The 26,698-nt window shown below is 61.4% G+C and carries 20 protein-coding genes; 5 read left to right on the top strand and 15 right to left on the bottom strand.

Features of this window, described 5'->3' with window-relative positions:
• Nucleotides 1-100: 100 nt before the first annotated feature.
• Together ROG8370_RS11755 and ROG8370_RS11750 are read right to left on the bottom strand one after the other, a co-directional pair.
• Nucleotides 101-2,497, bottom strand: coding sequence for a thiamine pyrophosphate-binding protein (locus ROG8370_RS11755; RefSeq protein WP_085827316.1), 2,397 nt, complete (start codon nucleotides 2,495-2,497; stop codon nucleotides 101-103).
• 66 nt (nucleotides 2,498-2,563) lie between these two features.
• A complete protein-coding gene (locus ROG8370_RS11750; RefSeq protein WP_281252702.1) occupies nucleotides 2,564-3,148 on the bottom strand; it encodes a pyridoxal-phosphate dependent enzyme in 585 nt (194 codons plus the stop codon).
• Nucleotides 3,149-3,422: 274 nt separating this feature from the next.
• On the opposite strand from ROG8370_RS11750, the gene ROG8370_RS11745 reads away from it, so the two are divergent.
• A complete protein-coding gene (locus ROG8370_RS11745) occupies nucleotides 3,423-5,930 on the top strand; it encodes a GcvT family protein (RefSeq protein WP_085827313.1) in 2,508 nt (835 codons plus the stop codon).
• A gap of 150 nt (nucleotides 5,931-6,080) precedes the next feature.
• Here the strand turns inward: ROG8370_RS11745 and ROG8370_RS11740 are convergent, their stop codons facing one another.
• The 5 genes from ROG8370_RS11740 to ROG8370_RS11720 all read right to left on the bottom strand — a co-directional run bounded on the left by ROG8370_RS11740 (nucleotide 6,081) and on the right by ROG8370_RS11720 (nucleotide 9,701).
• The gene (locus tag ROG8370_RS11740) at nucleotides 6,081-6,827 is read right to left on the bottom strand and encodes a glycoside hydrolase family 25 protein (RefSeq protein ID WP_085827311.1); all 747 of its coding nucleotides are present in this window, start codon (nucleotides 6,825-6,827) and stop codon (nucleotides 6,081-6,083) included.
• Nucleotides 6,828-6,978: 151 nt separating this feature from the next.
• A complete protein-coding gene (locus ROG8370_RS11735) occupies nucleotides 6,979-7,590 on the bottom strand; it encodes a DUF937 domain-containing protein (RefSeq protein ID WP_245827343.1) in 612 nt (203 codons plus the stop codon).
• Nucleotides 7,591-7,692: 102 nt separating this feature from the next.
• Nucleotides 7,693-8,034 (bottom strand): carboxymuconolactone decarboxylase family protein, encoded by a 342-nt coding sequence (locus tag ROG8370_RS11730; RefSeq protein WP_085827310.1) that lies wholly within the window; start codon nucleotides 8,032-8,034, stop codon nucleotides 7,693-7,695.
• 69 nt (nucleotides 8,035-8,103) lie between these two features.
• A complete protein-coding gene (locus tag ROG8370_RS11725; RefSeq protein ID WP_085827308.1) occupies nucleotides 8,104-8,763 on the bottom strand; it encodes a DUF938 domain-containing protein in 660 nt (219 codons plus the stop codon).
• Entirely contained in the window at nucleotides 8,760-9,701 is a 942-nt protein-coding gene (locus ROG8370_RS11720) for an aldo/keto reductase (RefSeq protein ID WP_085827307.1), read from the bottom strand. Before ROG8370_RS11720 ends, ROG8370_RS11725 begins: the two co-directional genes overlap by 4 nt.
• Nucleotides 9,702-9,753: 52 nt before the next feature.
• Here ROG8370_RS11720 and ROG8370_RS11715 point away from each other — a divergent pair, with 52 nt between their 5' ends.
• Nucleotides 9,754-10,503 carry a phosphatidylserine decarboxylase gene (locus tag ROG8370_RS11715; RefSeq protein WP_281252701.1) on the top strand — a complete coding sequence of 250 codons (750 nt, stop codon included), beginning with the start codon at nucleotides 9,754-9,756 and terminating at the stop codon, nucleotides 10,501-10,503.
• The gene (locus ROG8370_RS11710; RefSeq protein ID WP_085827304.1) at nucleotides 10,500-11,249 is read left to right on the top strand and encodes a CDP-alcohol phosphatidyltransferase family protein; all 750 of its coding nucleotides are present in this window, start codon (nucleotides 10,500-10,502) and stop codon (nucleotides 11,247-11,249) included. The genes ROG8370_RS11715 and ROG8370_RS11710 overlap by 4 nt, the downstream gene beginning before the upstream one ends.
• On the opposite strand, the gene ROG8370_RS11705 is transcribed toward ROG8370_RS11710, so the two are convergent.
• The 8 genes from ROG8370_RS11705 to xdhA form a co-directional block, all read right to left on the bottom strand.
• Nucleotides 11,246-12,085, bottom strand: a complete 840-nt coding sequence (locus ROG8370_RS11705) for a HalD/BesD family halogenase (RefSeq protein ID WP_085827302.1) — start codon at nucleotides 12,083-12,085, stop codon at nucleotides 11,246-11,248. The genes ROG8370_RS11710 and ROG8370_RS11705 overlap by 4 nt on opposite strands.
• A 160-nt stretch (nucleotides 12,086-12,245) precedes the next feature.
• A complete protein-coding gene (locus ROG8370_RS11700) occupies nucleotides 12,246-13,319 on the bottom strand; it encodes a BMP family ABC transporter substrate-binding protein (RefSeq protein WP_085827358.1) in 1,074 nt (357 codons plus the stop codon).
• Between the two features lie 37 nt (nucleotides 13,320-13,356).
• A complete protein-coding gene (locus tag ROG8370_RS11695) occupies nucleotides 13,357-14,277 on the bottom strand; it encodes an ABC transporter permease (RefSeq protein ID WP_085827300.1) in 921 nt (306 codons plus the stop codon).
• Nucleotides 14,277-15,362 (bottom strand): ABC transporter permease, encoded by a 1,086-nt coding sequence (locus ROG8370_RS11690; protein ID WP_085827299.1) that lies wholly within the window; start codon nucleotides 15,360-15,362, stop codon nucleotides 14,277-14,279. Before ROG8370_RS11690 ends, ROG8370_RS11695 begins: the two co-directional genes overlap by 1 nt.
• A gap of 48 nt (nucleotides 15,363-15,410) precedes the next feature.
• Nucleotides 15,411-16,928 carry an ABC transporter ATP-binding protein gene (locus tag ROG8370_RS11685; RefSeq protein ID WP_085827298.1) on the bottom strand — a complete coding sequence of 506 codons (1,518 nt, stop codon included), beginning with the start codon at nucleotides 16,926-16,928 and terminating at the stop codon, nucleotides 15,411-15,413.
• A gap of 228 nt (nucleotides 16,929-17,156) precedes the next feature.
• The gene (gene xdhC / locus ROG8370_RS11680) at nucleotides 17,157-18,101 is read right to left on the bottom strand and encodes a xanthine dehydrogenase accessory protein XdhC (protein WP_085827297.1); all 945 of its coding nucleotides are present in this window, start codon (nucleotides 18,099-18,101) and stop codon (nucleotides 17,157-17,159) included.
• Nucleotides 18,091-20,436, bottom strand: coding sequence for a xanthine dehydrogenase molybdopterin binding subunit (xdhB, locus tag ROG8370_RS11675; RefSeq protein WP_085827296.1), 2,346 nt, complete (start codon nucleotides 20,434-20,436; stop codon nucleotides 18,091-18,093). Before xdhB ends, xdhC begins: the two co-directional genes overlap by 11 nt.
• Nucleotides 20,433-21,857: a xanthine dehydrogenase small subunit gene (gene xdhA, locus ROG8370_RS11670; protein ID WP_085827295.1), complete on the bottom strand. Its 1,425-nt coding sequence runs from the start codon at nucleotides 21,855-21,857 to the stop codon at nucleotides 20,433-20,435. The genes xdhB and xdhA overlap by 4 nt, the downstream gene beginning before the upstream one ends.
• 160 nt (nucleotides 21,858-22,017) lie before the next feature.
• Here xdhA and dnaE point away from each other — a divergent pair, with 160 nt between their 5' ends.
• Nucleotides 22,018-25,518 (top strand): DNA polymerase III subunit alpha, encoded by a 3,501-nt coding sequence (gene dnaE / locus ROG8370_RS11665; RefSeq protein WP_085827294.1) that lies wholly within the window; start codon nucleotides 22,018-22,020, stop codon nucleotides 25,516-25,518.
• Nucleotides 25,519-25,640: 122 nt separating this feature from the next.
• Entirely contained in the window at nucleotides 25,641-26,528 is an 888-nt protein-coding gene (locus ROG8370_RS11660) for a hypothetical protein (RefSeq protein ID WP_139838122.1), read from the top strand.
• Nucleotides 26,529-26,698 lie beyond the last annotated feature (170 nt).

Here is a 26,698-nt window from a genome sequence, read left to right as displayed (position 1 = left end):
GCCATTCGCTGCGAGCGCAAAATCGAGGGCCGTTCGAACTCACAGTCTGCGGACAGAGCAGTCTTGCGGCCCGGCTGCGTCAGTGTCCGCAGCCTCGAATTCAAAATGGCAAATATGTGTGCCAAGCAGCCGACGGAGATCGCTCGCCGGTGGTTAATTCACCGACGGATTGAGCGATGGAGTGGCGGTCGATGCGGAAGTGGCGATAGAGATCGTCGATTGTTCCGGTTTGCCCAAAATGCTCCACGCCGTGCGGGATGGTTTTGTGCCCGGCCACAGCGCCAAGCCATGACAACGTTGCGGGGTGACCGTCGATAACTGTCACAATCGTGCAAGTGTTTGGCAGCGCATTTAGCAGGGCCTCAACATGGCTTACAGCATCTGGGTTGCCCCGTGCGCGTTCACGTTGTGCCGCCGTCCAACCTGCATTCAGCCGATCTGCGGATGTCACTGCCAGAACACCGACGTCACGACGGTATTCTCCTATTATGCCCGCAGCGGCGATGGCCTCTGGAGCGACCGCCCCCTGGTAGGCGATGACGACTGCGCAATTCGGACCAGGTTTGCGCAGCCAATAAGCCCCATCGATGGCACCTTGCCGGAAGTCATCATCGACGCGCTTGCCCAACTGTTCGATCGGGTTTGTTGTCAGTCTTAGGTAAACCGATCCGCCGGTTTCATCGCGCAGCCAAGTCCGCTCGTCTGGGTCGCCGTCGCCGCTCCGCTGCATGTAGTCAAAAGCCCATTCCATGATCACCGCCAGTTCATCCACGAATGCGGGTTCGAATGCGGCAAGCCCGTCTTGCGACATGCCAATGAGAGGCGATGCGATAGATTGATGCGCTCCGCCTTCCGGGGCCAGTGTCACGCCGGACGGGGTGCCCACCAGCATAAAGCGGGCGTTCTGATAACAGGCGTAGTTCAACGCATCGAGCCCGCGTGAGACGAAGGGGTCGTAGACCGTGCCAATCGGGATCAGACGTTTGCCAAACAGGGAATGGGACAGACCCGCAGCGCCCAAGAGCAGCATCAGGTTCATCTCGGCAATACCCAGCTCGATATGCTGGCCTTCGGGGTGGAACTCCCATTTGGCGGTCGAGGGAATTTTGTGATCCTTAAACGTATCCGCCTGCACCTTGCGCGCGAAGAGTTTGCGCCTGTTCACCCAAGGGCCAAGGTTCGTGGTGCCTGTCACATCGGGAGACGTCGTGACAATGCGCTCTGCCAGATCACTGTCGCCTTTGGACAAGTCATCAAGGATTTTTCCAAAGCCCATCTGGGTCGAGATCTCGCGGTCGCCTGCAACATTGATCGTGGGCACTCTGATTGCGTCGTCGGTGAAGCGACGTGGACCCTTGGCGAAGAATGGGACGGTCTTGAGGTAATCCTGGAAGGCAGCCGGGTCGCTCACAGTGGCAAACCGATCCCACTCAGCCCCCTCATCCACGCCCATATCCGCCTGCCAATCAGCCATCTGCGCCTTGGTCATCAAGCCGCCGTGATTGTCTTTGTGGCCCGCGATCGGGGTCCCCCAACCCTTGATCGTATAGGCGAGGAAGCAGACAGGACGGTCGTGATCGATTGAATTGAACGTCTCGGCCATAGTCGCGACGCAGTTGCCACCGAGATTTTCCATAAGGGCAGCCAATTCTCTGTCGCTGCGCGCATCCAGCAAGGCCATGACATCGCCCTGATCGCCCAGATCATCCATCAAATGCTTGCGCCAGACCGCACCTCCCATAAAAGTCAGCGCAGCATAAAGTTGGTTGGTACAGCTATCGATCCATGCCTTTAACTTCTCGCCACCAGGTTCTGCAAAAGCGGCCCTTTGCAGGGTGCCGTATTTCACCCGCACAACATCCCAACCGAAGGCGTCAAAGATCTTCTCGGCCCGCCCGAACAGCCCCTCACGCACGATTCCGTCCAGTGATTGACGGTTATAGTCAATCACCCACCACGTATTGCGCAGGTCGTTTTTCCACCCTTCCTGCAGGCACTCATAGATGTTGCCCTCGTCCAGTTCCGCGTCGCCCATCAGGGCGATCATGCGGCCCAGCGGCACGGCCTTGCCCCAAGACTTGGCCTGCACATAGTCTTGGACGATTGAAGCAAACGACGTGATCGCCACCCCAAGTCCGACCGACCCCGTGGAAAAATCTACATCGTCGATGTCCTTGGTGCGCGAAGGATAGCTTTGCACGCCACCGTAGCCTCGAAAATTCTCCATCTTTTCGCGGGTCATGTTGCCCATGAGATACTGCATCGCGTGAAATATCGGCGAGGCATGGGGCTTGACAGCGACGCGATCCTGCGGTCGCAGCACTGAGAAATAAAGCGCTGTCATGATCGACACCATTGAGGCAGAAGACGCCTGATGTCCGCCAACCTTGATCCCGTCCGCCTTGGGGCGGATGTGGTTCGCGTTATGGATCATCCAGTGAGAAAGCCACAGCAGGCGTTGTTCCAGGGTTTTAAGATGGGTGTTTTGGTCAGTCATTGTAGAAGCCTCGCGGTGGAAAGGGCCACTGCGCCGCCTAAGAGAGGCGCAGCAGTCAGGATTTGATCACCCGTTGCGGTATGTGTAGCTGTATCCGTTCAACGCAGGTTGGCCACCCAAATGTGCGTAGAGCACTTTGGAACCTTCAGTAAAGAAGCCCTTCTTTACCAAGTCGATCATGCCCTGCATTGATTTGCTTTCATAGACCGGGTCGGTGATCATCGCTTCGGTACGGGCCGCCAGCCGAATCGCATCGTTGGTTTCCGCACTTGGCACGCCGTAAGCGGGATAGGCGTAGTCGGGGTTGATGTGGATGTCCTCATCTTCAATCGTGTACCCGCACTCGATCAGATCGCAGGTCTTGTTGGCGATCTCTTTGACTTGCGCGCGGGTCTGCTCGACTGTGCCCGAGGCATCAAGACCGATCACACGATCCGCACGACCATCCTTTTTGAAGTCGACGATCATGCCGCCTTGGGTCGATCCCGTTACCACACAGACCACAATATAATCGAATTTAAACCCCGGCTCCGCCTCTTGTTCGCGGACCTCTTCGGCAAAGCCCACATAACCCAAGCACCCATGCGGGCGGACGGAAGCACCGGCGGGAATACCGTAGGGTTTGCCGCCTTCCTTTTTTACATCCTCAATCGCCTCTTCATAGCGGGCGCGAATGCCGATATCGAACCCGTCCTCGACAAGTCGGCTGCAGCATCTGACAGAATGGCCTCGAAGCTGACATTTGTCCCATGCTTTGCGATAGCCCGCAGGGATATTGAAAACCTATGCGCCGCCCCAAACCCCAAGCGAGCGATGATATCGCTGCATGCGTCGGTTTTGCGCGCTCTTGTGTCGGCTGGGCTGTGCGCGGTTCATCAGGATTGATAAACATCGGTCAACGCATGCACCAAGGGAGTCGCAGCTCATGAAAACCAATGTCAAAGCCCTGGTCGTCGGCGGTGGTGCCGTCGGAACCTCGATTGCCTATCACCTGGCCAAGGCTGGGTGGGACGATGTCATGCTGCTTGAGCGCGACGAACTGACCTCGGGCAGCACCTGGCACGCCGCCGGCCTTCTTCCGCTGTTCAACATGTCCTATGCGACGACTCATATCCACAAATACTCGGTCGATTTCTACAAGACGCTCGAAGAAGAGACCGGCCTTAACGCCGGTTTTGCCGTGGTCGGCAACCTGCGCATGGCCCAGACCAAAGAGCGGATGGACGAGTATATGCTTTATGCCTCGATCGCCGAAACCTGTGGTGTGCCTTATGAATGGCTGACCCCGGATGAGATCAAGACCCGCTGGCCGCTGATCAATACCGAAGATCTTGAAGGCGCGATTTATCACAACACCGACGGCTATATTAACCCCGCCGACGTCACCCAGGCGATGGCCAAGGGCGCGCGCCAGCGTGGCGTGATGATCGAGCGGAAATGGCAGGCGGACGCGTTCCATTGGAACGGCACCCACTGGGAAGTGACCTGCACCAAGATGATCGAAAAGGGCGGCAACCTTGTGCCCGGCGACGAACAGATCGTCATCACCGCCGAGCATGTGGTCACTGCAAGCGGCAACCACGCCCAGACCACGGCGAAAAAGCTTGGCATCAAGATCCCCGCGATCCCGGTCGAGCATCAGTTCATCGTCATGGATAAAGACCCGGCCCTGGTTGAATACCGCTCCAATGGCGGCGAGGAGCATCCAGTGGTGCGCGACGCCGACGCGCAATCCTATGTGCGCGAAGAGCGTGGCGGCTGGATTTTGGGCGTCTATGAGAAAAACGCCCCGGCCTGCTTTGAATACGGCGTGCCAGACAGCTTCCGCGCTGACCTCTTTCCGCTCGACCTTGAGCGGATCGAAGAGCAGTATATGGCGATGATCCACCGGGTGCCCTCCTGTGAGGAATCCGGCCTCAAGGACGATTTCAACGGGCCGATCTGTTACACGCCCGATGGCAACCCTCTGGTTGGTCCGGCGCCGGGCCTGCGCAATATGTGGCTGGCCGAAGGCTTTTCATTCGGGATCACCGCGGCGGGCGGCACCGGCTATTACCTGGCACAGCTCATGGTCGACGGCGAGGCCGAGATCGACATGGCGTCGCTCGATCCCAAGCGCTATTCGCAGAACTGGATGACCACCGAGTTTGCCGCGCGCAAGAACGAAGAATGCTACGATCACGTCTATATCCTGCACCACCCGGACGAAGAGCGCCCCGCTTGCCGCCCGCTGCGCACAGTGCCGGCCTATGAGCGCCAGAAAGCGCGCGGCGCACAGTTCGGTTTTGTGAATGGCTGGGAGCGGCCCAACTATTTCGGCCCGCTCGATGCGCCCGAGAATTTCGACCACGATGCCCGCAGCTTCCGGCGCGGCGGCTGGTGGCAACATGCGGTGGAAGAGGCCAAAGCGATCCGCGAAGGCGTTGGCCTTATTGATGCCTCGGCCTTTACCAAGCATGTGGTCAAGGGCCCCGGCGCGACGGCGTTCCTCGATTGGTTCACCTGTAACAAGCTGCCGAAAGTGGGCCGCATCAACCTGACCTACGCGCTGACCGGCAATGGCACGACGCGCACCGAATATACCATCGTGCGCAATGGCGAGGATAACTATTACCTCGTCTCGGCCGGCGCCTGGACAGAATATGACGCCGATTTCCTGCGCAAGTCGGCCGAGGATAAGGCGGCTGAATTCGGCTATGTCGAAATTCAGGACGTGACCACGCAATGGGGCGTTTTCGCCATTGCCGGCCCGAAATCGCGCGATGTCCTGAAAGAGGTGATCAAGGATGCAGACCCGGATACGGCGCTGTCCAACAAGCGTTTCCCCTGGCTGACCGCGCGCAAGATCGAGCTGGGGATGTGCCCGGTCAACGCGATCCGCGTGGCCTATACCGGCGAGTTGGGCTGGGAATTGCATCATCCGATCGAAATGCAGACCTACCTGTTCGATCTACTCGAAAAGGCTGGCGAAAAGCACGGGATGAAACTGGTCGGCGCACGCGCTCAAAACTGGCTCCGCCAGGAAAAGAGCTATCGCGCCTTTGGCAACGAGCTTGGCCGCGACGCCACCCCGCTTGAGGCCGACCTGCCGCGCTTTGTCGACCTTGAGAAAGAGTTTCACGGCAAGGACAAGATGGTCGAAACCGGCGTGCGCACCAAATGCTGCACGCTCCTGATTGACGGGCCGGACGATGCCGATCCCTGGGGCCGCGAAGTGCTCTATACCCCCGAGGGCGAGCGCGTTGGCCGCCTGACATCGGGTGGCTATTCGGTGGCCTTCGGGAAATCCATCGGCATGGGCTATGTCAAACCCGAACAGGCGGTGCCGGGCACCAAACTAAAGGTCAAGATGCTTGATCAGCTTTGGGATGCGGAAGTGACCGTCGATAGCCCCTATGACCCCAAGAACGAGACCATCCGCAAGGACGGTTGATCAGACTAAAGATGACAGAGGCGGGGCCGGGGATAACCTCCGGCCCCGTTTTCTTCTTGCCCCAAATATCCTTGGGGAGTTTGAGGGGTGAAACCCCTCATCAAGATCAAAAAATGCGCGGCGCAGCCGCTCTGCTTTGAAAAACCGCGCTTAGCGACGGTGTGAGCGCAGCCATTTTTGCCAGTCCTCGCCGCTGCCGTTGAAGACGTTAACGTCGACACCACCGGTGACCCCGGGCACAAGGCCGGTGCCGGTGTATTGCCAGAATTTCCAATGCTGACCGGGATAGGCGTGCTCAAGCGACTTCGCGGTTGAGCGCAGCCAAAACTCAACACCCGGCAGCTTGCCCATCTGATTCTGACTGTAGAATTCCGGCGTCGTATAGATGATCGGGCGCAGGCCGTAATGCTTTTCGACCATCCTCAGGAAAATCCGCGCCTGGCGACGAACCTCTTTGGCCGGGGGGCGCTTGACGCAGGTCGGCGAATGGGGGTTCCATTCCATGTCGAGCACCGGCGGCAGGGTGCCACGGCGACGCGGGACGTTCTGAATGAACCATGCCGCTTGCTCCTTGGCCGGGCGGCAGAAATAATAGAAATGATAGGCGCCGCGCGGGATGTCGGCGCGGCGCGCGCCGCTCCAGTGATCGTCAAACATCGGGTCAAAGAAATCACCGCCCTCGGTGGCCTTGATAAAGGCAAATTCCACGCCCGCCCGCTTGGCCTTGCGCCAGTCGATCCGGTCCTGAAAGCGCGCCACGTCAAGCCCGTGCACCGCATAGCTGTCGGGCGTGCGCCCGGTCCAGACCACCGGGGCGTGGTCCTCAAACCGATAGCCCGCCTGTCCGGGCAGGGCGAGTGAGAGAAAAATCAGGCTGAGCAAAAATGCGCGGATCATGCGATACCTCCGTTACCGGTCAATCAACAGGTCCAGCCTAGCGCAAACGGGCCGCGCGGGGCAGCCCGTTTGTCTGGTCACACGCTTTCAAGCGAGTGTTTCAGGCAGGTTTTGGCCCAAAGCGTGCAAAACACGTAGGGTGGGTGTGAGGTCAGCGAATGAATTTACCCATGACGTCATCCAAGATCGAGCCATCGCCGTCGGCATCCAGCATCGAGGTCAGCATCGACAGGTCAGGCCCGCCCTGCGCGCCCGCTTTGCCGCCGCCAAGCAGACCGCTGACCATGCCCATCAGGCCGCCACCCTGACCACCACCGGAAAACGCCTGCATCATCCCGTCGATCGAGCTGTCGGGCATCTGCTTTTGCAAACCACCCTGCGCCATCGCGGCAAGCGCCGGAAGAAATTGCGCCACGGTGCTTTGATCGACGCCGACGCGGCTCGCGGCCTCGCTGGCAAGCCCCTGCGCTTCTTGCTGGCCGCCCATCAAGCTTTCGAGAAAGGCCATGCCCTGTTGCTGCCCGGCGGGGCTTGCGGCGACGGTTGCATCCTCGAACATCTGCGCCTGTTCTTCGCCGCGCAGCGCGCCGAGCACGCTTTCAAGGCCACCGCTTTCGGCGCGCTGTTTCGCCGCCGAGCCGATGACCGGGGCAAGCAGTCCGGTAAGCTGATTGGCTTTCGCCTCGTCAAGGCCAAGCTGTGCGGCCAGTTGGGCAATGCCCTGACCGCCCTGGGCCTGCTGCAAAAGTTTCATGATCGACATGGGTGGTTTCCTATCTACTGATACAGAATGGCCACCAGACAAACATGAAAGCCGCGCGCGACAAAGGGGAATTCCCCTTGTTTCACCGGAGGATGCCAAGCCTCACGCCGATGTTCTCAACTCGTCATAACAGGCGAGGGCCTTGGCCGCATACATCATCGCCGGGCCGCCGCCCATCTGAATGCACATGCCCATGACGTCGCCGATTTCTTCGCGTGTCGCGCCCGCCTTGATCAGCGCCTCGATATGCAGCGCGATGCAGGGCTGGCATTTGGTGGCGACCGCAATGCCAAGGGCGACGAATTCCTTGGTCTTGAAATCAAGCGTGCCACCCTCTTTCACGGCCTTGCCAAGCCCGCCAAAGGCGCGGGCGGTGTCGGGGATCAGGGCGTTGAGGGCGCGCAAATCGCTGCGCGTGTCATTCAGGGTGTCGGACCAGGTCATGCTGTTGCCTTTTGCCAGGGTATTCGCCTTGTTTTAGGCCTGTGCGCGCGGCATTGGCCTTGATCCAGATCAGGCGGAACGTTCGGTCACCAGCAGAACGTTATTGGCGGGCATCTCCAAGGTGTCGACCGGATCAAGCCCCGCCCCGACGAGCCATTCCATCACCTCGGCGAGGTCTTTATAGCCGATATCGGGGTCCTGTGCGCAAAGGCTCGTGTGAAAGCGGGCGTCGCCCTCAGAGGTTGCCTTACCCTCACGCAAGAACGGCCCGTAGAGCGCAAAGCGTCCCGAAGGGGCAAGCGCGCGGGCGGCTTGGCGGATCACGGTTTGCGCCTCGGGCGCGCTGATCAGGTGCAAGAGGTTGATGAGCACGATCAGGTCCTGATCGCCGTGGCGCGCGCCCCAACCGGTTTCGGTCGCATCAAGCGCTATCGCGGCACGCAGGTTGGGTAGCGCGGCATCCTGCGCATAGGCGTCGATGCTGGCGCGCCGCTCTGCGTCAATCTCGGTCGGTTGCCAGATCAGGCCGGGCAGGGCACGCGCAAAGGCAACCACATGCTGGCCGGTGCCGCTGGCGATCTCAAGCGCGCACCCCGAGGGCGGCGCGATGTCCTGCAAGGCCTGGGTGATCGCGGATGCGTTGCGTTCCGCCGCAGGTGCCGAGAGGCGCGCGCCGGTCACGGGGTGCGCGACCGAGGCGGTCGCGGGCAGGGGGCGGCGCGCCGTCATTCCCCGGCTTCTTCAAGCCGGTCGGTGGCGGGGGGCGGTGCCGGGCTAAGGGCGGAGAGGCGCGCATAAAGCGCGTCGTCCATGTCAAACCCGGTCGCGGCCAATGACGGCGCAAGCTGCTCTGCCGAGCGCGCCGAGAGGATCGGCATCGGCGCGGCCGGGTGGCGCGCGGCCCATGCGGCGGCCAGCGTGGCCGGGTGCAGGCCCATCTCACCCGCCATCGCCGCCAGATCACGCGCGGCGGCGTGCATCCAGTCAAGCCCATAGCGCGCCGCGTAGCGGTCATTGTCGATCAGGCGCCCGGTGCCGCCACTGGCATATTTGCCGGTCAAAAGCCCGCCAGCGAGGGGCGAATAGGGCGCCACGGCAATGCCTTCGGCGGCGCACATCGGCAAAATCTCAACCTCGGCCTGGCGTTTCACGAGGTTGTACATCGGCTGCAGGATCGAGATTCGCAGATCAAACCTGGCGGCGGTACAGACGGCCTTCATCACCTGCCATGCGGCAAAATTCGACAGGCCGACATGGCTGATCTGGCCGCGTGATTTCAAAAGCGCGAAGGTTTCCAGCGTCTCGTTGAGGTCGGTGGCCTCGTCAAAGACATGCAGATAGAGGATATCGACATGATCGAGCCCAAGCCGACGCCGCGAAATGTCGAACTGCGCCAATAGGTTGTCGCGCCCCGCGCCGCCGGTATAGCCCGCCTTGGTGGCAATGATCAGCCGCTCGCGATGTGGGGGGATGAACTTGCCCAACAGGGTTTCCGATGCGCCGTCATTATAAAGATGGGCGGTGTCGAAATGGGTGATGCCGGCGGCAAGGCTGGCCTCGAACATGGCGCGGCTATCGGCCTCGTCGGCGAGACCGCCAAATTGCATGGTGCCAAAGGCAAAGCGGCTGGCCGGGGTTGCGTCGGGGGATGTGAGCGTATTTGTCATGGCGCGGAGAGTGCCACGGTGCATATGCAAAGGGAAGATGCTACCTTGATGCTTGAAACTCTGGCTCAGGCGGCTTAGGCGAAGGAAACGCCGTCCTATCCCCGCAAGGAGCATGCACGCCATGAAAATGCACGAGACCTTTATCAAGCCGATGCACCCCGAGGGGCGCAAGTTCGTGGCGATCTTTGCCGCGATCACGCTGGTGTTGTTCATGATCTGGAACGTGCTGGGCTGGATCGGCGTCGGGCTTACGGTCTGGTGCTATTACTTCTTCCGCGACCCCGAGCGCGTGACGCCCGAACGCCCCGGCCTGATCATAAGCCCGGCCGATGGCATGGTGTCGCTGATCGAACCGGCGGTGCCGCCTGCCGAGCTTGGCCTGGATGACACCCCGCTGACGCGGGTGAGCGTGTTCATGAGCGTGTTCAATTGCCACGTGAACCGCGCGCCGGTGGCGGGGCGGGTGCATGCGGTGGCCTATCGGCCCGGCAAATTTTTCAACGCCTCGCTGGACAAGGCGAGCGAAGACAACGAGCGCAACGGTGTGGTGATCGAGATGGCCGACGGGCGGCTTTTGCCGGTGGTGCAGATTGCCGGCCTCGTGGCGCGCCGGATCGTCTGTTTTGTCGACAAGGGCGCCCCTCTCAAGCGTGGCGAGCGTTTCGGCCTGATCCGCTTTGGCTCGCGGCTTGATGTCTATCTGCCCGAAGGGGTGCAGCCGCAGGTGCGTGTCGGCCAGACCATGATCGCCGGCGAAACCGTGATCGCAGAGCTGGGCGCGCCCAAAGGACCCGCAAAATGACCACGCCCCCCGACGCCCCGCGCAAAGAGGTCACCCTCGCACAGCTTTTGCCGAACATGCTGACCGTGGCGGCGATTTGCGCCGGGATCACGGCCATTCGGCTTGGCGTGCAGGGCGATTTCGTGCGCGCGGTCCAGCTTTTGCTGATCGCGGGGGTTCTTGACGGGCTTGACGGGCGGCTGGCGCGGCTGTTGCGCAGCAGCAGCGCGATGGGCGCCGAGCTTGATTCACTGGCCGACTTTCTCAACTTCGGCGTCGCGGCGCCGCTGGTGGTCTATTACTGGGGGCTTCAGGATGTCTCCCGTCAGGCGGGGTGGATCGCGGTGCTGTTCTTCGCGGTCTGTTGTGTGATGCGGCTGGCGCGGTTCAATGTCTCGGCCAAATCAGACGACACCAAGGGCGGATCGGGGGCCTATTTCGAGGGGCTGCCCTCGCCTGCGGGCGCGCTTTTGGCAATGCTGCCGATGTTCATGACCTTTGCCATTCCGGGCATGTCGACACCGCCCGCGCCGCTGATCGGGCTTTACATGGCCGGGGTTGGCCTTTTGATGATCTCGCCGGTGCCGGTCTGGTCATTCAAAAAGACCAAGATTTCGCGCGAGAACGTCAAATTCTTCCTGCTCGGCTTTGCCTGCGCGGCGGCGGCACTGGTGATTTTCACCTGGACCGCTTTGATCGTGATGTGCCTCGCTTATGTGGGCATGGTGATCTGGGCCGCTTTGGTCTGGTACCCTAACGAAGGTTAATCGAGATAGGCGTCGGCCCGCTGGCCCGCGCGCTCGTGATGGATCGCCAAGGTGCGCCCGTAAAGCTGTTGACAGCGTTCGGGCGTGCCCACCATCCCCGGCTCTTCCACATAAGAAAAGATCGCCACATACCGCGGGGTCTTGCCGCGCAACGGCGCCACCCGGTGAAGCGAATAGCGGCCCCGGAAAATCTGAAGATCGCCCGGCTCAAGCACAAGCGTTCTGACCTTGTCAGAACTGCCATCCAGCACCTTTTCCACTTCGGCAAAATTCTCGCCACCGGCGCGGATATTGGGCGCGTATTCAAAGGCGCCGCCCTCGTCTGCGTTCTGAATGGCGATGGTGACGGTGAAATTGTTGGTGTCAAAATGCCAGGGAAATCCGTTGCCCTCGTCGGCGGCATTGACGATCACATCGGCCAGCGGATCGGCGTAGGGATAAAAGTTCTCTTCCTCAAGACAGTCCTGAATGAAGCCACTTAGCGCCGGGTATTCATAGAGCGCACGCAGCGGGCTTGCGGGCGCAAAGTTATCCGCCGGGATAAAGCTGTTGGAGCGATCAAAGAACCGCCGACGCGGATCGCTGGCGGGCAGGGTCGGGTCATCCTTGGTGAAATAGGGATTGGTGCGGTTGAAGGATCGAAACGCCTTGTCGGCCACGCCATGCGCCTGCGCGCGCAGGGTTTTGATACCCTCGGGGGTGATGAACCGCTTGATCACCGCACAGCCGTCACGGCCAAGATCGGCGCGGATGCGGGCCAAAAGATCATCGCGTGCCCCCCCGGTGCGGTGGATCGGGTAACGGTCAAGATCAATCAGGGTTTCGGGCGTGTTCATGGCCAATCTCCTCGCGTGGCTTTGCGAAAAGTTTACGGCGCAGGGTGCGGGCGTCTGTTCTGAAACCGACCGGTGGCGATTTTGTGATTTTGGCTTGGACGATGCACGCAAACAGCCGCCAGTTTCCCGGCGGCTGTCGTTTTTGGCCTCGGTGAAGGGCTTAGTTCGGAATGTCGCCGGTGATGCCTTCGACATAGAAATTCATCCCCAGAAGCGTGCCGTCATCGGCGGTCTCGCCGTCGCCCAACCAATCGCTGCCGTCCTGCTTTTTCAGCGGGCCGGTGAAGGGGTGATCGCTTCCGTCGGCTAGGGCGGCCTTGAGGGCAAGCGCCTCGGCCTTGATGGCTTCGGGCACGGCGCTGCTGATCTCGCCGATGCCAACCATGCCGGCGCCGATGCCGTCCCATGTCTGAACGCTTTCCCATGTGTCATCCATCACCGCCTGTGTGCGGGCGATGTAATAGGGGGCCCAGTTGTCGATGATCGAGCTGACGCGCGGCATCGGGGCATATTCCCCCATATCCGAGGCCTGCCCGAAGGTGATGACATTGTCGGCCTTTTCGGCAGCGGCTTGCGGCGCTGTTGAATCGGTATGTTGCAGGATCACATCGGCGCCCTGTTCGATCAGCGCGGTGGCGGCGTCGGCCTCTTTGGCGGGATCAAACCAGGTATAGGCCCAGATGATCTTGAACTCGACATCGGGGTTGACCTTCTTGGCATGAATATAGGCCGAGTTGATGCCGCGAATGACCTCGGGGATCGGGAAAGAGGCGATATAGCCGACGATGTTCGACTTGGTCATCTTGCCCGCGATATGGCCCTGCACGGCGCGCCCCTCGTAAAAGCGGGCCGAATAGGTCGCAAGGTTGGGCGCGGTCTTGAACCCGGTGGCGTGCTCGAATTTCACGTTCGGGAATTTACCGGCCACGGCAAGGGTCGGCTCCATATAGCCAAACGAGGTGGTAAAGATAAGGTCCGCCCCCTGAAGCGCCATCTGCGTGATCGCGCGTTCGGCATCGGCACCCTCGGGTACGCTTTCCTGATAGACGGTTTCAACCTTGTCGCCGAAATGCGCCTCAACGGCGAGACGGCCCTTGTTGTGCTCATAGGTCCAGCCACCATCGCCAATCGGGCCGACATAGATAAAGCCGACCTTGGTCTTGTCCTGCGCCATCGCGGTGGTCGCAAGCCCAAGCGCCACGGCGGCGGTTGCAAGCAGTTTTGTAAGGTTCATATGTCGTTTCTCCCTGTTGTTGTGGTCTGGCAGCGCCTCATTGCGAGGCATGGAAAATACGGCCCAAAGAGGCCGGGGCACGCGAGCGATCGGCGGACATGATGACCAGCACGAGGATCGTGATAAGGTAAGGCGACATGGACAGATATTCGACGGGAATTGCAATCCCGGCCGCCTGAAGATTGAGCTGAAGCACCGTCACACCGCCGAAAATCCAGGCTCCAAGCAGGACCCGCCCGGCCTTCCAGCTTGCAAAGACAACAAGCGCAAGCGCGATCCAGCCAGCCCCTGCGGTCATGCCTTCGGTCCATTGCGGTACGCGAATGAGGCTGATGTAGGCGCCGCCAAGCCCGGCGCAGGCGCCGCCAAACAGGATCGCCAGAACCCGGATACGCACCACCTTATAGCCAAGCGCATGGGCGGCGTCGTGGTTTTCCCCCACCGCCCGCAGGACAAGCCCGGCGCGGGTATATTTCAGCATCGCCCAGATCGCGAGGACAAGGCCAAGCCCGAAATAGACCATCAGGTCATGCGAAAACAAAATCGGCCCAAGCACCGGGATATCGCCTAGCAGGGGGATATCAAGCTTGCCCACGGGCGGCGGTTTGATGCCCACATATCCTTGCCCCAAAAGCGCGCTCAGCCCCAGCCCGAACAACGTCAGCGCCAGCCCCGAGGCGACCTGATTGGCAAGGGCAAACTGGGTCAGCAGGGCGAACAAAAGCGACAAGAGCGCGCCACCGCCCGCCGCCGCGACAAAGCCCAGAACCGGCGATCCGGTGTTGACCGCCACCGCAAAGCCACAGATCGCGCCGATGATCATCATCCCCTCGACCCCGAGGTTCAAAACGCCTGCGCGCTCGACCACCAGTTCGCCAAGCGCGGCCAACAGGATCGGCGTCGCGGCCACCATCAGCGAGGCCAGCAAAAGCACCGGGTTGATTGATCCGAAATCCATCACGCAACCCCTTCTGATCTGCTCAGGCGAATGCGGTAATTGGTCAGCACATCCACCGCCAGCAGAAAGAACAACAGCATGCCCTGGAAAAGCTGGATCGCGGCGGCCGGCAGGCCAAGGTTGGATTGCGCCAGCTCGCCGCCAATATACGTGAGCGCCATCAACAGCCCCGCAAGCAAGATGCCAACCGGGTGCAATCGGCCCAGAAAGGCGACGATAATCGCGGTAAAGCCATAGCCGACGTTGAAATCAATGCTCACCTGCCCGGCGGGGCCCGCCACCTCGAACATCCCCGCAAGCCCGGCAAGCGCGCCCGAGGTGCCAAGGCAAAACAGCACAAGCCGCGCCGGGTTCACCCCGGCAAACCGCGCCGCGCGCGGGGCTTGGCCCGTCAGGCGAATGTGATAGCCAAGGATATGCCGGTTGAGCAGGATATAGGCAAAGATCACCGCGATCATCGCCGCCACCACGCCCCAATGCATGCCCGATCCGGTGATCAACTCGGCGTTATGCGCGCTTTCATACTGGCGCAGATTGCGCGAGCCGGGAAAGCCCATGCCCTCGGGGTTCTTCATCAATCCCAGGGCCATCGCCGCCAAAAGCTTTTCGGCGACATAGACCAGCATCAGCGACACAAGGATTTCATTGGTCCCAAAGCGCAGCTTCAAAATCGCCGGGATCATTGCCCAGATCCACCCGCCAAGCGCCCCCGCCAAAACCATCAGCGGAAAGATTACCCAGCTTTCCATCGGGTAAAACGCAAGGCCAACACCGGCCCCGGTCAGCGCGCCGATGATATATTGCCCCTCGGCGCCGATATTCCAGATGCCTGCGCGAAACCCAAGGCTAAGACCGATGGCGATCAGCACCAGCGGCGCGCCCTTGATCAAAAGCTGCGGGCGGTAATAAAACGCGAACTCGCCAAAAAGCGGCTCCCAGAAAATCGTCGTGATCGCCGCAACCGGGTCCTTGCCAAGCGCGGCAAAAAGCGCCGCCCCGGCAATCATCGTGATCACCACCGCCAAAAGCGGCGTAAGATAGGTCCAGACCTGCGAGGGCTGTGGTCGCTTCTCAAACCTCAGCATGGCGTCCGTCCGTTCTTCTTCTTGGCAAAAATACTCAATCCCGACGGCTCAGACATGCGCCACCTCCATGCCATGCACCCCGCCCATCATCAGGCCGATCTCTTCCACGCTCAGCCCCTCTGCGGGCCTGATCTCTGACAGGCGCCCCTCGTTCAGCGCGCAAAACCGATCCGAGATTTCCATAAGCTCGTCAAGGTCCTGACTGATACAAATCACCGCCGCGCCGTTCGCCGCCAGATCAAGCAGCGCCTGACGGATCGCCGCTGCCGCTGCGGCATCCACGCCCCAGGTCGGTTGATTGACCACCAGAACCTCGGGGCGTTGCAAGACCTCGCGGCCGATCACGAATTTTTGCAAATTTCCCCCCGACAGCGCCCGCGCGGCGGTGCCGGGGCCGGGAGTGCGCACGTCAAAGGCGGTGATGATCTTGCGGGCAAAGGCCTCGGCGGCGCCCCATTTCAAAAAACCGTTTTGCATCAGGTTTTCACGCGCCGCAGCGGTCAGAACCGTGTTTTCGATCAGGCTCATATCCGGCGCGGCGGCATGGCCAAGCCGCTCTTCCGGCGCGGTCAAAAGCCCGCGCGCGCGCCGCTCTGACGGTCCAAGCCGCCCGATCCCGTCTCCCTTCAGGCGGATCGCCTCGGCCCCGGCACGCGCCTCGCCCGAGAGCGCGGCAAGCAATTCATCCTGGCCATTTCCGGCCACCCCGCCAATGCCCAAAACCTCGCCTTCCTGCACCGCAAAGCTGATGTTTTCCAGCGCGGTGCCAAATTGGCTGGGGGCGGGCATTGAAAGATTGGCCACTTCAATCGCCACCGTCCCAAGGTTGCGGCCAACCCGCGCAGGCGCGGCAAAGGCCGAGCCCACCATCATTTCCGCCATCGCCCGCGCCGAGGTTTCGCGCGGGATACAAGTGCCCACCGTCTTGCCAAGGCGCAGGATCGTGGCGTGATCGCAAAGCGTGCGAATTTCCTCAAGCTTGTGCGAGATATAGAGGATCGCGACCCCTTCGGCGGTCAGCTTGCGCAGCGTCTCGAACAGGATATCAACCTCTTGCGGGGTCAGAACGCTGGTCGGCTCGTCCATGATCAAAAGCTTGGGGTCCTGCAACAGACAGCGGATGATCTCGACGCGTTGGCGCTCTCCGGCGGACAGATCCCCCACCGTGCGAAACGGATCAAGCGGCAGGCCGTAAGTCTCCGAGACATCCCGGATACGGGTGGCAAGGTCGCGCAGGGCGGGGGGATGTTCCATGCCAAGCGCGACGTTTTCGGCCACGCTCATCGCGTCAAACAGTGAAAAATGCTGAAAAACCATCGCCACACCAGCGGCGCGCGCGGCACGCGGTTCGGCCGGGGCATAGGGCGCGCCGTGCAATGTCATGGTGCCGCTGTCGGGGGTGACAAGGCCATAGATCATCTTGACCAGCGTTGATTTCCCGGCGCCGTTCTCGCCCAAAAGCGCATGCACCTCGCCTTCGCGAATTGCAAAAGACACGTCGTCATTGGCGATAACGCCGGGATAGGCCTTGGTCAGACCTTCGACACTCAGAAGCTCTCCCGTCACCCGGCTCTCTCCTCTGACTGTTTTTTGCGGCGCAGTCTCAGCATGTTTGGCCCCTCTGCCCAAAGCTTAGGAACGCAAGGCGCGCCCTGACAAGTCCTGCGTGCATCGGCTGGTCCGGGCGTGGCGGTCTGGGCGCTTGCGACCGGTCCCGGTCTGCCCCGGTTAAGACTTTGATTACCTTTAGGGAAACCACCCCTGCCTTGGCAAGTCTATCGGGGCTTTCAAGTTTCATGCGAAGCTGCTTCTGCGTTTTGTACCTGCATTCAAGGCAGGGTTCAAAAACTCTGCTGCCACGCCGATCGCAATCATCTGCGGATGCTTGCCAAGCGCGGGTTGGCCAATCGGGCAGGTGATGCGCGCGATCTGATCCGGCGCATGGCCGAGCCCGGCAAGCCGCTTGGCAAACCGCGCCCATTTCGTGGCCGATCCGATCAGCCCCGCGCTGGCAAACCCATGGGTCAAAAGCGCGTGGCAAAGCTCAAGATCAAGCGCGTGCGAATAGGTCAGGACAAGGTGCTCAGCCTCTCTTGGTGCATGCCCCACCAGCCGCGCCGGGTCTTGCGCGGGCAGCACCGAAATCCCCACCGGGATATGCTCAGGAAAGCGCTCGACACCGGTATCGACCCAGGTAATCTGCACCCCCGGCAGCGGCGCTAGCACCTCAACAAGGGCACGCCCGACATGCCCCGCCCCCCAGATCCAGAGTGCGCGGCTCGCCCGCGCAACAGGTTCCACCATCCATCCCTCGATCATCTGCGGGTCGGGCAAAATCCCCTGCGCACGCTCCATCGCGATCAACCGGCTGACGGCCAATGGCATCTCGCCCTTGGGTGACACCGCGCGCGCAATGACCGGTCGATCCGCCATCGCGTCCAACTCGGCGGCGGTGTAAACCTCGCTCAAAACCTCGACCGCCCCACCACAGCACTGGCCCATCTCGGGCCCAAGCACATGGCGGCTGAACCGGCGCGGCGCGGTTTGCGCGCGCGCCAGCCGGGCCAGCTCAAACTCAAGCGCGCCGCCGCCGATGGTGCCCGATTGCCCGCCCTCCCAGACAAGCATCATTGCGCCAACCTCGCGCGGGGTCGAGCCATGGGTGGCGGCAATCACGACGCGGGTGACGCGCCCGTGTCGCGCCATGGCGGCGCGCAGGCTGGCCAGGTCAAACGCCATTCTCTTGCCTCTGAAGTGCGGCAAACACCTGTTCCGCCGTCGCGGGCGCATCAAGCGCCGGATAGCCATCGCCGCAGGCCGCAATCGCATCGCTGAGCGCCAGAAAGGCCGAAATCCCCAGCATGAAGGGCGGCTCGCCCACCGCTTTCGAGCGATAAATCGTGTCCTCGCGGTTTTGCGCATCCCACAGCGCGACGTTGAAAATATCGGGCCGGTCGCCTGCGGCCGGAATCTTGTAGGTCGAGGGCGCATGGGTGCTCAACCGTCCGGATTTGTCCCAGACCAACTCTTCGGTGGTCAGCCATCCGGCCCCCTGCACATAGCCGCCCTCGACCTGCCCGATATCAAGCGCCGGATTAAGGCTCGCGCCCGCATCATGCAGGATATCGGCGCGCAGAATGCGGTTCTCGCCGGTCAGGCGGTCGATCACCACCTCGGTGACCGCCACGCCATAGGCGAAATAAAAGAACGGCCGCCCCGCGCCCTTGATCCGGTCCCAGGCCAGCTTGGGCGTCTTGTAAAACCCGGTACTGCTAAGGCTGATGCGATGCTCATAGGCAAGCTTGGCGGCCTCCGCAAAACTCAGAACATGCGCGCCAATGCGCACCTGACCGCCCGCAAAGATCACATCCCCCGGCGTTCCCTGAAAGTACTCGGCCAGAAAATTAGCCATACGCTCTCGTATGGCGTCGCAGGCCGCCTTGACCGCCATCCCGTTGAGATCACTACCCGAACTCGCGGCGGTGGCCGAGGTATTGGGCACCTTGGCGGTATCCGTCGCGGTGATCCTTATCGCCCCTGTCTCAAGCCCAAAGCGCGCGGCGGCCACCTGTGCCACCTTCTGGAACAGACCTTGCCCCATTTCCGTGCCGCCATGGTTCAGATGAACCGAGCCATCCTGATAGACATGCACAAGCGCCCCGGCCTGATTGAGATGGGTCAGCGTAAAGGAAATCCCGAACTTCACCGGCGTCAGGGCGATCCCCTTTTTAAGAACCGGATTCGCGGCATTCCATCTCGCCACCTCCGCGCGCCGCGCGTGATACTCGCTTGAGGTCACAAGTGCGTCGGTCATCTTGTGCAGGATGAAATCCTCGACTTCCTGACCATAGGGCGTCGTCTGGAGCTTCTTCTTGCTGGAAATATCCTCGGGGGGGGCCGAAGGCCGGGGGGCAGACGGCCCCCCTCTCTCATTCGCCGCATAGAAATTCCGTTGCCGGATCACGAGAGGATCGGCCCCAAGATCATGCGCGATGTGATCAAGCACCCGTTCGATCCCGAGCATGCCCTGCGGCCCGCCAAAGCCGCGAAAGGCGGTGGCGCTTGCGGTATTGGTGCGCAAGCGGTGCGATTCAATCCGCGCGGCAGGCAGGTGATAGGCGTTATCGGCATGCAGCATCGCGCGATCGGCCACCGGAAGCGACAGATCCTGACTCCAGCCGCAGCGGGTATACTGCACGAACTCGACGCCGCTGATGCGCCCATCGGCGTCAAACCCGGCGCGATAGGTGATGCGGAAATCATGGCGCTTGCCGGTGATCGCCATGTCGTCATCGCGGTCATAGCGCATCTTGCAGGGCCGCCCCAAGATATCCGCCGCCACGGCACAGGCGATGGCGGGTGCATTGGCCTGGCTTTCCTTGCCGCCGAACGCCCCGCCCATGCGCCGGGTTTCCACCCGCACCGCATGCATCGGGCGACCAAGGGCATGGGCGACCTTGTGTTGCACCTCGCTTGGGTGCTGGGTCGAGGCATGCACGACCATATCGCCGTCCTCTTGTGGCAGGGCGAGCGCGGCCTGACCTTCAAGATAGAAATGCTCCTGACCGCCGATTTCGATTTGGCCCTCGACCCGGTGTGCGGCCCCGGCGATGGCGGCGGCGGCGTCGCCCTTGGCATAGACGCGCGGGCCCTCTTCAAAGCGGGCATCGGCGGCGAGCGCCTCTTCGATGCTCAGGATCGGGGTTTGTTCGGCATAGCTGACCTCGGCCATGCGCGCGGCGCGCCGAGCCAGAAGATGCGAGGTGGCGATCACGAGAAAGATCGGCTGGCCGTGAAAATGCACGCTGCCGTCACTCAACAGCGGCTCGTCATGGGCCGAAGGTGAGGTGTCGGCGTCGCGCGCAAGGTCGCTTGCCGCCAGCACCGCGACCACGCCGGGCGCGGCGCACACCGGGGCAAGATCCATCGCGGTGATGCGCCCACGCGCGATTCGCGCCAGTCCAAAGGCCAGGTGCAGCGTGCCCGCAGGCGTCGGGATGTCATCGACATAGCGCGCGCGCCCGGTCACATGCAGGGCGGCGGCGTCATGGGGAAGGGGGGCGGAAACCGTCATGCCATCACCCCCTGCACGTCAACCTCGGCGCCGTTGTCCTCAAGGAAATAGCGCATCAGCATGTTGCGCGCGGCATTCAAGCGATACTCGCCCGAGGCGCGCATGTCGCTGAGCGGTTGATAGTCCTGCGCCCAGGCGGGGGTGGTGGCCTTGATGCTGGCCTCGTTCCAATCCTGCCCGATCAGGGCGGTCTCGACATGAGTGGCGCGTTTGGGGATGCCGGCCATGCCACCAAAGGCGATGCGGGCGCGGGCGATCTTGCCGTTTTCCACCGTGATGTTGAAACAGCCGCAGACCGCCGAGATATCCTGATCAAACCGTTTGCTCAGCTTGTAAGCGCGCAGCCGGTCGCGCGCGCGCGGGATGCTCACCGTCTCGACAAATTCGCCGGGCGCGCGATCCTGTTTGCCGTACTCGATAAAGAATGCCTCAAGCGGGATGTCGCGGCGGGTGTCGGCGTGGCGCAGGTGGAGCCTCGCGCCAAGCGCGATCAGGGCCGGTGGGTTATCCCCGATCGGCGAGCCATTGGCGATATTGCCGCCAAGGGTGGCGGCATTGCGCACTTGTTCAGAGCCATAGCGCCGGATCATCGCGGCGTAAGACGGGTGATGCTCGCGCATGAGATCATACATGCGGGCCATGTTTACCCCGGCACCGATGCGGATGTGATCCTTGTTTATGGCGATCTGTTGCAGGTCGGTGCAGTCGGCGAGAAAGACCGGTTGGGCGATGTCGCGCAGGCTCTTTGTGACCCAGAGCCCGATATCGGTGGCGCCCGCTATCAACGTCGCGTCGGGATTTTGGGCATAATGGCGCGCCAATTCATCGCTGGTTTTGGGCCGCACGGGCGCCGGGGGGCTGTCTGCCCCCCGGCCTTTGGCCCCCCCCGAGGATATTTCCGGCAAGAAGAAATTGGGATCATTGAGCATCTGGCGGTCCTGCATCATCCAACCGGGCACCGGGGCATGTTCGGCGGCCTTGGCCGCGCGGATGATCGGCGCGTAGCCGGTGCAGCGGCAAAGGTTGCCCGCAAGCGTACGGTCATGATCGGTCTCGCCGTTGAGATGCGCGGCGGCCATCGAGGCGATGAAGCCCGGCGTGCAAAAGCCGCATTGCGAGCCGTGATGTTCGATCATCGCGCTTTGCACCGGGTGCAGGGCGCCGTCGGGGCCGCTTATCCCCTCGACGGTGCGCAGGGCACGGCCGTGCAGTTGCGGCAGGAAGAGGATGCAGGCGTTGAGCGCGCGGGAGCCATTCTTGTCGGTCACCAGAACCGTGCAGGCGCCGCAATCGCCCTCGTTACAGCCTTCCTTGGTGCCAGTGAGCCCGCGTGCCTCGCGCAGCCAGTCAAGCAGGGTTTGGGTGGGCGCTGCGTCTTGCAGGGCCACAGTCTCTCCGTTGAGAAGAAACGTGATGTTCATTGTGAAAACCTGCCGCGTTACCCATAGCTGCCCTGAACGTGCCTGACCTTCGATGCGGCGTAGAAGGCGGCGGGCTTGAGTGATGTAAGGTCATAAAAGCGGCGAAAATGGGCTTTGGCAAGTCTTTTGTTTACCGCGCGCCAAGGCTAGTGTCGCGGTTATGACATCTGATCCCCGATTCATTCATCTGCGCGTTCACACCGAGTATTCCTTGTTGGAAGGTGCTGTGCGGCTCAAGAAACTTGCCGGTCTTTGCGCCGATGCGGGCATGCCCGCCGTGGCGGTGACCGACACCAACAACATGTTTGCAGCGCTGGAATTTTCGGTGACCGCCAGCGGGGCGGGTATTCAGCCGATCATGGGCTGTCAGGTCGATCTGGGCTATATCACGGCGGCGCCGGGCGAGCGGGCCAAGCCGCCGGCACCAGTGGTTTTGCTGGCGCAGAACGAGCGCGGTTATGAAAACCTGATGAAGCTCAATTCCTGCCTCTACCTGCGCGGTGACGGGGAATTGCCGCATGTGACGGTCTCTGATCTGGCCGAGCATGTTGAGGGGGTGATTTGCCTCACTGGCGGGCCGGATGGGCCGGTGGGGCGGCTTTTGCGAGGTGCGCAGCGCCCTGCGGCAGAGGCGCTGATGCGGCAGTTCAAGGAGATTTATGGCGACCGGCTTTATGTGGAATTACAGCGCCATCCCGGTGAGGGCGGCGCGCCCGAGGCCGAGCGGTTATCAGAGCGCGGGCTGATTGAAATGGCTTACGCGATGGATATCCCGCTGGTGGCGACCAATGACGTCTATTTCCCCAAATCCGCGATGTATGAGGCGCATGATGCGATGCTTTGCGTGGCTGATGGCGCCTATGTCGATCAGAGCCAGCCGCGCCGCCGCCTGACGCCGCAGCATTATTTCAAGACGCCGCAGGAAATGGTGACGCTGTTTGCCGATCTGCCAGAGGCTTTGGAAAATACCGTCGAGATTGCCAAGCGCTGTGCCTTTGGCACCTATCGGCGCGATCCGATCCTGCCGAAGTTTGCCGATAACGAGGTTGCGGAGCTGCGCCGTCAGGCGATTGCCGGGCTTGAGGCGCGCCTTGCGGTGATCCCGCATGCGGCCTCGGTCGAGGACTATAAAGCGCGGCTTGAATTCGAGCTTGGCATTATCGAGGGCATGGGCTTTCCGGGGTATTTCCTGATCGTTGCCGATTTCATCAAATGGGCCAAGGATAACGACATTCCGGTGGGGCCGGGGCGTGGCTCGGGCGCCGGGAGCCTTGTGGCCTATGCCCTGACGATCACCGATCTTGATCCGCTGCGCTATAGCCTTCTGTTCGAGCGGTTTTTGAACCCCGAGCGGGTGTCGATGCCCGACTTTGATATCGATTTCTGCATGGATCGCCGCGAAGAGGTGATCCAATACGTGCAGGCGAAATACGGGCGCGACAAGGTCGGCCAGATCATCACCTTTGGGGCGCTTCTGTCCAAGGCGGCGGTGCGCGATATCGGGCGGGTGTTGCAGATGCCCTATGGCCAGGTCGATCGCCTGTCCAAGATGATCCCGGTCGAGGGCGTCAAACCTGTCAGCATCGAACAGGCATTGGCGCAGGAAGAGCGGCTTCGCGAAGAGGCCAAGAACGAAGAGGTTGTCGACCGCCTGTTGAAATACGGCATGCAGGTTGAGGGGCTGTTGCGCAATGCCTCGACCCATGCGGCGGGTGTGGTGATCGGCGACCGGCCGTTGGATGCGCTGGTGCCGCTTTACCGTGATCCGCGATCCGATATGCCCGCGACGCAGTTCAACATGAAATGGGTGGAGCAGGCCGGCCTCGTCAAGTTCGACTTTCTGGGCCTGAAAACCCTGACCGTCATTCAGAACGCGATTCAGCAGATCCACTCGGGCGGGCGCGATCTTCATGTCGCCGCCGATGGCAGCACGCTTTACGAACCCATCGAGGGCGCGGAAAACGATATCGGGCAAATCCCGCTTGATGACGAAAAGACCTATGATCTTTATGCGCGGGCCAAGACCGTGGCGGTGTTCCAGGTTGAAAGCTCGGGGATGATGGATGCCCTCAAGCGGATGAAACCCACCTGCATCGAGGACATCGTGGCGCTTGTGGCGCTCTATCGTCCCGGCCCGATGGAAAACATCCCGACCTATTGCGAGGTCAAGAACGGGCTGCGCGAGATTGAATCGGTTCACCCTCTGATCGACAGCATCCTTGAAGAAACCCAAGGCATTATTGTTTATCAGGAACAGGTGATGCAGATCGCCCAGGTCATGGCCGGCTATAGCCTTGGCGGCGCCGACCTGTTGCGTCGCGCCATGGGTAAGAAGATCAAAGAGGCGATGGATGCCGAACGGCCCAAATTCGAAAAGGGTGCCGGTGAAAATGGGGTCGAGAAAAAGAAGGCGAGCGAGGTTTTCGACCTTCTGGAGAAATTCGCCAACTACGGCTTCAACAAATCGCACGCCGCCGCCTATGCCGTGGTCAGCTATCAGACCGCATGGCTCAAGGCCAACCACCCGGTCGAGTTCATGGCCGGGGTGATGAACTGCGATATTCATCTCACCGATAAATTGGCGGTCTATTTTGAAGAGGTCAAAAAGGGCCTTCGCCTTGAGTGGGTGCCGCCCTGTGTGAACCGCTCCGAGGCGACATTCGTGGTGCGCGAGGGCGCGTTGCATTATGCGCTGGGCGGGCTCAAGAATGTTGGCGTCGAGGCGATGAAATTGATCGTGCAGGGGCGCGAGTACAGACCCTTTGCAACGCTTTACGATTTTGCCCGCCGGGTTGATCTCAAGCGGATCGGCAAGCGCCCGCTTGAAATGCTGGCGCGGGCGGGGGCGTTTGATGCGCTTGATCGCAACCGCCGCCGGGTGTTCGATAGCCTTGAGGGCTTGATGAATTATTCCGCCGCGATCCATGATCAGAAAAACTCCAATCAGGTGTCGTTGTTTGGCGAAGCGGGCGATGATCTGCCCGAACCACGGATGAGTCCGCTAGAGGATTGGCTGCCCGCAGAGCGCTTGACCGAAGAGTTCAAGGCGGTCGGCTTTTACCTCTCGGGGCATCCGCTTGACGATTACATGACGGTGCTCAAGCGCAAGGATGTCAAAACCCTCGACGAGGTGATGGCGCGCGCGCAAGGCGGGCCGTTTCTTGCCAAGATGGCGGGCGTTGTGGCCGGGCGGCAGGAACGCAAATCGGCGCGCGGCAACCGCTTTGCCTTTGCGCAGCTGTCGGATACCACCGGCGGCTACGAGGTGACGCTGTTTTCAGAAGCGCTTGAAAAATCACGCGAATTTTTGGAAACCGGCGCGCAGGTGGTGATCACCGCCGAGGCGACGCTGGAATCGGATCAACTCAAGCTTTTGTGCCGCAGCGTTCAGCCGATTGACGGGATGGTCGCCGATGCCGGCGCCGTCGGATTGCGGATTTTCATAGATCAGCCGGGGGTGATCGCCTCGGTCGCCTCGGTGCTTGATAACGCCGCGCGCACCATCAAGGCCGGCGGGCGCGGCCCGATCCATTTTTGCCTGATGGGGCAGGGATTGCCCGGCGAGGTCGAGGTCGACAGCGGTCAGGAATACCCCGTCACCCCGCAAATCAAGGGCGCGATCAAGAGCATGAGTGGCGTTGTCACGGTCGAGGAAATCTAAGGTCGCGGCGCTGCCGGTCCGGCCATAAAGGGCCGATTGCAGGGGCGGTGGCTCTGGGTGCTGGACCGGCGCGCGTACAATCGGTTAAGACGCGGTGTGGGATTAACGGGGGACTGAGGGTTATGCGGCAGGCAGTATATCTGGCATTTTGCTTGCTGGCGGTGGCCTGTAGCGATCCGCTCGATCAAATCCCGCGGCTGAGCGACCAAGACCTTGCCGATGAGCCGCCTCAGGTTGGCCTTGTCCAGAAACCGGATGTGGGCACCGGCGGCGGCTTTCTTGCGCGGCTGTTGCGGGGCGACGAAGACGACACGGCGAGCGCCACAGCAGAGAACGCTACACCTGAAGAGGCAGAGGCCGCGCCAGTCGCAGAGACCGTGGTCGCGCCAGAGGCAGTGCCAGAGCCGGAGCCGGACACAGTGCTTGCCCTGGCCGAAACCCCAAAGCCGGACACGCCGAAACGCGGCGGTTTTCTGAACTTTCTGCGCCCCGAAACCCTTGGCGCACCGGCATCCGCCGCACAAAGCGAGATCGGCCCCGGTACGGTTCTGCCCTATGGGCAGGCGGCGCGGATTTGTGGCCTTGCGCAGCGCGACATGGGCAAGCGGGTGCAGCAATACCCCGAAAAACGCCCGGTCTACGCGCTTTATGACAGCGATCCGCGCGATGCCGGGCCGCATAGCTTTTACATCACCGGCTTTGCCGATGGCTGTGCGCAACAATTTACCGCGTCGCTGGTGATGTTCGGTTCGGTCGGCCTGCACGAGCAGTTGCGCTATGGTCTGCCCGCCAAGGTGCAGCCCTATAGCGACACCGATAAGGCCTATGAGACGATCAAGTCAAAGGTCTGCCGTGTTGGGCGTCAGACGCCTTGCGGCGCGTCGCTGTCACGGCTTGAGAAGGACACGGTGTTCATCACCATCTACAAGAATTTCGGCGGCAATACAGAGTGGTCCGAGATGCTCTTGCATGATCGCCAGATGGTCGCGCTTAGCCATAAGGGCGTTTAGTATCCACGCCGTGGAGCAAACCCTCCGACTTCCAGTCGGACCTGCTTCAGCGTGAAAGAATCGCTTTATGATCGTACCCTCAGAAAAATGAGCCGCAGCCGGGTCGGAGGCTCATTTTTCTGAGGGTACGATCATGCAATATGACACCGGCAAACACTGCGTTTTCTATC

It is taken from the genome of Roseovarius gaetbuli (genome assembly GCF_900172365.1).
Classification (GTDB): domain Bacteria; phylum Pseudomonadota; class Alphaproteobacteria; order Rhodobacterales; family Rhodobacteraceae; genus Roseovarius; species Roseovarius gaetbuli.
This window is presented reverse-complemented; position numbering and strand designations above follow the sequence as displayed.

Coding starts and splice junctions, on each gene's coding strand:
- ROG8370_RS11755 (WP_085827316.1), bottom strand. CDS start 2,497: ATGACTGACCAAAACACCCATCTTAAAACCCTGGAACAACGCCTGCTG.
- ROG8370_RS11745 (WP_085827313.1), top strand. CDS start 3,423: ATGAAAACCAATGTCAAAGCCCTGGTCGTCGGCGGTGGTGCCGTCGGA.
- ROG8370_RS11740 (WP_085827311.1), bottom strand. CDS start 6,827: ATGATCCGCGCATTTTTGCTCAGCCTGATTTTTCTCTCACTCGCCCTG.
- ROG8370_RS11735 (WP_245827343.1), bottom strand. CDS start 7,590: ATGTCGATCATGAAACTTTTGCAGCAGGCCCAGGGCGGTCAGGGCATT.
- ROG8370_RS11730 (WP_085827310.1), bottom strand. CDS start 8,034: ATGACCTGGTCCGACACCCTGAATGACACGCGCAGCGATTTGCGCGCC.
- ROG8370_RS11725 (WP_085827308.1), bottom strand. CDS start 8,763: ATGACGGCGCGCCGCCCCCTGCCCGCGACCGCCTCGGTCGCGCACCCC.
- ROG8370_RS11720 (WP_085827307.1), bottom strand. CDS start 9,701: ATGACAAATACGCTCACATCCCCCGACGCAACCCCGGCCAGCCGCTTT.
- ROG8370_RS11710 (WP_085827304.1), top strand. CDS start 10,500: ATGACCACGCCCCCCGACGCCCCGCGCAAAGAGGTCACCCTCGCACAG.
- ROG8370_RS11705 (WP_085827302.1), bottom strand. CDS start 12,085: ATGAACACGCCCGAAACCCTGATTGATCTTGACCGTTACCCGATCCAC.
- ROG8370_RS11700 (WP_085827358.1), bottom strand. CDS start 13,319: ATGAACCTTACAAAACTGCTTGCAACCGCCGCCGTGGCGCTTGGGCTT.
- ROG8370_RS11695 (WP_085827300.1), bottom strand. CDS start 14,277: ATGGATTTCGGATCAATCAACCCGGTGCTTTTGCTGGCCTCGCTGATG.
- ROG8370_RS11690 (WP_085827299.1), bottom strand. CDS start 15,362: ATGCTGAGGTTTGAGAAGCGACCACAGCCCTCGCAGGTCTGGACCTAT.
- xdhC (WP_085827297.1), bottom strand. CDS start 18,101: ATGGCGTTTGACCTGGCCAGCCTGCGCGCCGCCATGGCGCGACACGGG.
- xdhB (WP_085827296.1), bottom strand. CDS start 20,436: ATGACGGTTTCCGCCCCCCTTCCCCATGACGCCGCCGCCCTGCATGTG.
- xdhA (WP_085827295.1), bottom strand. CDS start 21,857: ATGAACATCACGTTTCTTCTCAACGGAGAGACTGTGGCCCTGCAAGAC.
- dnaE (WP_085827294.1), top strand. CDS start 22,018: ATGACATCTGATCCCCGATTCATTCATCTGCGCGTTCACACCGAGTAT.
- ROG8370_RS11660 (WP_139838122.1), top strand. CDS start 25,641: ATGCGGCAGGCAGTATATCTGGCATTTTGCTTGCTGGCGGTGGCCTGT.